This window comes from Streptomyces sp. 5-10, assembly GCF_014712245.1.
GTDB lineage: Bacteria > Actinomycetota > Actinomycetes > Streptomycetales > Streptomycetaceae > Streptomyces > Streptomyces violaceusniger.
On sequence record NZ_JACVYG010000249.1, the window covers coordinates 1 to 365 of the forward strand.

General features: G+C 71.2%; 1 protein-coding gene. It reads left to right on the forward strand.

All coding sequences use genetic code 11. The features are described from left to right. Positions 1-365, forward strand: a 365-nt coding sequence (locus tag IEJ02_RS48055; protein ID WP_191070542.1) for an acyl carrier protein, incomplete at both ends; no start/stop codon positions are given.

Here is a 365-nt window from a genome sequence, read left to right on the forward strand (position 1 = left end):
GCGTTCCGGGACGCCGGTTTCGACTCGCTCACCTTGGTCGAGTTGCGCAACCGGCTGCGCGAGGCCACCGGCCTCAACCTGGCCGCCACCGTCGTCTTCGACTATCCGACCCCGCTGGCGCTCGCCCGTCACCTGGTCGAGGAGCTCGGCGACACGGCGGCCGGCGCCGCAGCCGTCCCCACGGGACTGGCGGTCAACCCCGACGAGCCGATCGCCGTCGTGGGCATGGCCTGCCGTCTGCCCGGCGGAGTCAACACCCCCGAGGAACTGTGGCGATTGGTCATCGAGCAGCGCGACGCGCTCTCCGGCTTCCCTCAGGACCGGGACTGGGACCTCGACAAGCTCTACCACCCGGACCCCACCCA